At 73.9% G+C, this 4,901-nt stretch carries 6 protein-coding genes and 1 pseudogene; all 7 read left to right on the forward strand.

The genetic code is table 11. The features are described 5' to 3' along the window. A pseudogene (locus tag ABDW35_RS32235) lies at positions 1–403 on the forward strand (type II secretion system protein GspE); the annotation flags it as partial. Between the two features lie 4 nt (positions 404–407). Continuing rightward, positions 408–1,631 carry a type II secretion system F family protein gene (locus ABDW35_RS32240; RefSeq protein WP_343717939.1) on the forward strand — a complete coding sequence of 408 codons (1,224 nt, stop codon included), beginning with the start codon at positions 408–410 and terminating at the stop codon, positions 1,629–1,631. Positions 1,632–1,647: 16 nt separating this feature from the next. Next, positions 1,648–2,121 carry a type II secretion system major pseudopilin GspG gene (gspG, locus tag ABDW35_RS32245; RefSeq protein WP_343717940.1) on the forward strand — a complete coding sequence of 158 codons (474 nt, stop codon included), beginning with the start codon at positions 1,648–1,650 and terminating at the stop codon, positions 2,119–2,121. After that, positions 2,096–2,599 carry a GspH/FimT family protein gene (locus ABDW35_RS32250; RefSeq protein WP_343717941.1) on the forward strand — a complete coding sequence of 168 codons (504 nt, stop codon included), beginning with the start codon at positions 2,096–2,098 and terminating at the stop codon, positions 2,597–2,599. Before gspG ends, ABDW35_RS32250 begins: the two co-directional genes overlap by 26 nt. Further along, complete coding sequence (locus ABDW35_RS32255; protein WP_343717942.1) at positions 2,589–2,999, forward strand: type II secretion system protein; 411 nt, start codon at positions 2,589–2,591, stop codon at positions 2,997–2,999. The genes ABDW35_RS32250 and ABDW35_RS32255 overlap by 11 nt, the downstream gene beginning before the upstream one ends. Next, positions 2,996–3,877 (forward strand): prepilin-type N-terminal cleavage/methylation domain-containing protein, encoded by an 882-nt coding sequence (locus tag ABDW35_RS32260; RefSeq protein WP_343717943.1) that lies wholly within the window; start codon positions 2,996–2,998, stop codon positions 3,875–3,877. The genes ABDW35_RS32255 and ABDW35_RS32260 overlap by 4 nt, the downstream gene beginning before the upstream one ends. Then, positions 3,861–4,862 (forward strand): hypothetical protein, encoded by a 1,002-nt coding sequence (locus ABDW35_RS32265; RefSeq protein ID WP_343717944.1) that lies wholly within the window; start codon positions 3,861–3,863, stop codon positions 4,860–4,862. The genes ABDW35_RS32260 and ABDW35_RS32265 overlap by 17 nt, the downstream gene beginning before the upstream one ends. The last annotated feature ends 39 nt before the right edge of the window (positions 4,863–4,901 follow it).

Here is a 4,901-nt window from a genome sequence, read left to right on the forward strand (position 1 = left end):
TGTCGACGGCTATCTGCTGACCTCGACCATCGCCGGGGTGATCGGCCAGCGCTTGGTCCGGCGGCTGTGCCCGGAATGCCGCCGCCCGGTCGAGACGCCCGCGGGGCTGGTCGAGCGCGCCGCCGCCGCCCGGCCGCTGGCGACGGCGACGCCGCAGCTGTACGAGGCGGTGGGCTGCCCGGCCTGCGACGACCTGGGCTACACCAGCCGGATGGGCATCTTCGAGTATTTCGTCCCGAACGACGAGATCCGCGACCTGCTGCGCGACCGAATCTCCACCGCCGCCCTGACCCAGGCGGCGCGCCGGGCCGGCATGGTCACGATGTATGAGGACGGGCTGCACAAATGCCTGGCCGGGCTGACCACGCTGGACGAGGTCCATCGCGTCACCGAGGAGTGGTGAGGCGATGCCGGTCTTCGCGTACAAGGCGATCGACGGCAGCGGCGCGGTGGTCGAGGGCCGGGCCGAGGCGGCGGACGAGGCCAGCCTGACGGCGAAGCTGGAGGCGACGGGCATCCTGCCGCTGAGCGTGGCGCCGGTGCGCAGCCAGGCCGGGCGCGGCGGTTCGGCCGTAAGCGGGCTGCGCCGGCGGCGCGGGCCGAAGCCCGGCGAGATCACCCAGATGACGCGCGAGCTGGCGATCCTGGTGGCCGCCGGCCAGCCGCTGGAACAGGCGCTGATGACGCTGTCCGACGGCCTGGGCGCCAACCCGGTCGCCGCCATGGCCGCCCAGGTGCTGGCTCGGGTGCGGGCCGGCGCCAGCCTGAGCACGGCGCTGGAGGAGCAGGGGCCGGTGTTCCCGAAGCTCTATGTCAACATGGTCCGCGCCGGCGAGAGCTCCGGCACGCTCGACGTGGTGCTGGAGCGGCTGGCCGACCTGCGCGAGCGCGGCGAGAAGACCCGCGAGATGGTGGTTTCCGCCATGCTGTACCCGGCCATCCTGATCGTCGTCTCCTTGGCCTCGGTGTTCCTGCTGCTGACCTTCGTGGTGCCGCAGTTCGAGACCATCTTCAAGGATGCCGGGGCGGCGCTGCCGACCCCGACCGCGATCGTCATCGCCATCGGCCGCTTCTGCCAGAACTACGGCTGGATGGTCGGCCTCGGGGTCGTCGCCGCGGTGATCGTCGCCCGCCGGATCCTGACCCAGCCGGGTCCCCGCCTGGCCTGGGACCGCGCGGCGCTGCGCCTGCCGCTGGTCGGCCCGCTGGTCCGCACCCTGGCGACCGCCCGGTTCTGCCGCACCCTGTCGACCCTGGTCGGCAACGGCGTCGACCTGCCCTCGGCCATCGCCCTGTCGCGCGACGTGGTGTCGAACAGCGCCGTCGCCGCCGCGATGGAGACGGTCATCACCGGCGTGCGACAAGGCCGGGGGCTGGCCGACCCGCTGGCCGAGATCGGGCTGTTCCCGCCGCTCGCCGTGCAGATGCTGCGCGTCGGCGAGGAGACGGGGCGGATCGACATGACTTCGGCGCACATCGCCGACGCCTATGAGCGCAAGCTGGAGGCCGCGATCAAGCGGCTGGTCACGCTGGTCGAACCGGCCCTGATCATCATCCTCGGCCTGGCGGTGGGCGGCATCGTCATGTCGATCCTGCTGGCCGTCATCAGCATCAACGACCTTGCCTTCTGAGAAACCATAGACCCCGATGCAGACCTCGCCCCAGACCGCCGACGACGCCACCGTCAACGACACGGCCGCCGCCGCCCGCCGCCGCCGCCAGGCCGGCTTCACCCTGATCGAGCTGCTGGTCGTGCTCGTCATCCTCGGCCTGCTGGCCGGGCTGGTGGGGCCGCGGATCCTGTCCTATCTCGGCGGCGCCCGGGCGGACTCGGCGCGGCTGCAGATCGAGAACTTCAAATCCGCCCTCGATCTCTACGCCATCGATGTCGGCGGCTATCCGACCACGGCCCAGGGGCTGAAGGCGCTGATGGCCAACCCCGGCGGCGTGCGCGGCTGGAACGGGCCGTATCTGCGCAGCAACGCGCTGCCGGAGGACCCGTGGGGCAGCGCCTACAACTACCGCGCGCCGGGGCAGCACGGCGCCTATGACCTGTATTCCCTGGGCGCCGACCGGAAGGAGGGCGGCAGCGGCGATGACGCCGACATCACCAGCTGGTGAGGCCGACCGGGCCCGGGCCGTCGCCCGGACCGACCGCGGCTTCACCTTGCTGGAGCTGCTGGTGGTCCTGGTCGTGCTCGGCGCCGTGGCGGCGCTGGTGCCGCCGATGCTGGCGCGCGGCTCGGCCCAGGCCCAGCTGAAGCGCACCGTGGCCACCCTGGCGTCGGAGCTGCGCCAGGCGCGCAGCGACGCCATCCTGCGCGACGGGCCGCAGGGCGTGGTGATCGACCCGGTGGGCCGCAGCTTCGGCCCGGTGACGGCACCGCTGCGCCACCGCATCGCCGACGGCATCACCGTCGACGTGACCAGCGCCGAGATCGCGGCCGACCGCAGCGGCCATCCGGGCATCCGCTTCCTGCCGGACGGCCGGTCGACCGGCGGCACCATCCGCCTGGCCGGCCAGGGCCGCGCCTACCAGGTCGAGGTCAACTGGCTGACCGGCCGGGTCAGGATCACGGAGCCCGGCGATGGCGCATGAGCCGAGGATCCGGGAGCGCGGTTTTACCCTGATCGAGGTGGTGGTCGCACTGACCATCCTGGGGCTGATCCTGACCGTGATTTTCCGGATCTTCGGCACCGGCATGACCGGCATGGCCCGGGCCGACGGGCTGCAGCGCGCCGCCATCGTCGCCGAAGGCCTGGCGGCGCAGCTGGACAGCCTGCCCACCCCGCTGAAGCTGGGCAGCACCCTGTCCGGCGAGACCGATGACGGCTATCGCTGGCGGATCGTGGCCGACAGCTGGGACCAGGCGCCGCGCCAGACCGTGGCGCTGGGCGCCCGCCAAGCGCGGCTGGCCCGGCTGCGCATCGCCGTCGAGCCCCCCGCTTCGGGCCCGCGCTTCGAGATGACAACCCTGGCCCTGGTGTCGGTGCAATGACGACAGGCACCGACAGCCAGCGCGGCTTCACGCTGCTCGAGACCATCATTGCCATGGTGGTGGTGGCGCTGATCATGGTGCTGCTGACCGGGGGCCTGCGCTTCGTCGCCGCCGGCTGGGACCGCGGCGCCCGGGCGGCCGACGCGTCGGAGACGATCGCCCTGGTGCAATCGACGCTGCGGCGCGAGGCGGCGGCCGCCCGGCGGCTGACCTGGCAGGCCCAGCCCGGCGCCAAGCCCGCCGTCGCCTTCCGCGGCGATCCCGACCGCATCGGGCTGGTGGTGGCCGATCCGGGCTTCCCCGGCGACCCCGGCCTGGCCATCGCCTTCTTCTACGTCGATGTCGTGCCCGGCCAGTCGACCCTGCGCTATTCCCGCGCCGGCTTCGACCCGCGGCTGGCCGGTTTCGCCGATGCCAAGCCGACCGACGACCTGGTCCTGGCCCGCGGGCCGGTCGCGTACCGCTTCGACTATTTCGGCATCGTGCCCGGCGAGCAGCGGCCGCGCTGGGTGACGCCCTGGCCGGACCGCGAGGCGCCGCCGCGGCTGATCCGCCTGAGCAGCCGGGACGCCGAGGGGCTGGCGGTGTGGCCGGACATCGTGGTGCCGCTTCCGGTCGACCTGGAGGCCGCCTGCGTCCGCGCCATCACCTCCGGCAACGCCCCGGCGCCGGACGGGCAGCAGAACGCTCCGTCGGGACAGCGGCAGGCCGGACAACCACAGCAGCAACCGCCCCAGCAGCAGCCGCAGAACCCGGCGCAGCCGCAGCAGGGCGCGCAGGCCGCGGCCGATTCCGGCAATGCCTCCACCACCCCGTCCGCCCCGGACGGGAGCGATTTCTGCAGCCTGTCGGCGCAGCGCGATGCCAAGGCCGGCTGACCCCCGCTCCGCCGCGCCCCGCGACCCGCGCCAGGGCGAGCGCGGCGTGGCGCTGGTGGTGGTGCTGTGGACGCTGGTGATGCTGTCGATGCTGACCATCGGCTTCAGCCTGAGCAGCCGCACCGAGGCCCGCGTCGCCGCCAACGGCGCCGAGGAGATCCGCCTGCGGGCGCTGCTGCGCGGCGGCGTCGAGCTGGCGGTGCTGGGGCTGGGCACCGCCGATGACGACCGCGGCTGGCGCGCCGACGGCACCCCCTACCCCGCCGAGATCGGTGGCGACCGGCTCATCGTCCGCATCCGCGACGAGGCCGGCCGGGTCGACCTGAACCGGGCCGATGAGGAGACGCTGACGCGGCTGCTCACCGTGGTGCTGGGCACGCCGGACGCCGCGCCGCGCCTAACCCAGGCGATCCTGCGCCGGCGTGGCGGCCCCCAGGCCGCCCCCGGCCAGCCGGCCGGCGGAGGCGCGAACAGCCAGGATGGCAACCGCCCGCCGCCCGCCGCCCGCACGGCTCCGGCCGCGGATCCGGACGACCCGGCGGAGCTGGCCCGCCCGTTCCAGTCGGCCGAGGAGCTGCGCACGATTCCCGGCATCAGCCGGCAGCTGGCCGACGCGCTGATGCCGCTGGTCACGGTTCTGTCACCGGCCGGGGGTATCAATCCCTTCTCGGCCGATCCGCTGGTGCTGCAGGCCCTGCCCGGCGTCACCCGCGCCCAGGCCGAGGCGGTGGTGCGCGCCCGGCAGCAGCGGCCGACGCCGACGCCGGAGCGGCTGGCCTCGCTGCTGCCGCCGGATGCCGGCAAGCTTCTGCGGCCCGCGCCCGGGCCGATCTACAGCGTCAGCGTCGAGGCCGCGACCGCCCGCGGCGCGCGCGGACGGGTCGAAGCGGTGATCTGGGTCGCCGCGGACGGCCAGAGCTTCTATCGTGTCCTGGACTGGCGGGAGGCCGGCTTCGGCCGGCGCGTGGGGGAGGACCCGGCATGATCGCCGGCATGATCCGTCGAGCGGCGGTGTTTCTGCGCT

It is taken from the genome of Inquilinus sp. (assembly GCF_039594555.1).
In the GTDB taxonomy this organism is placed as follows: Bacteria; Pseudomonadota; Alphaproteobacteria; order DSM-16000; family Inquilinaceae; genus Inquilinus.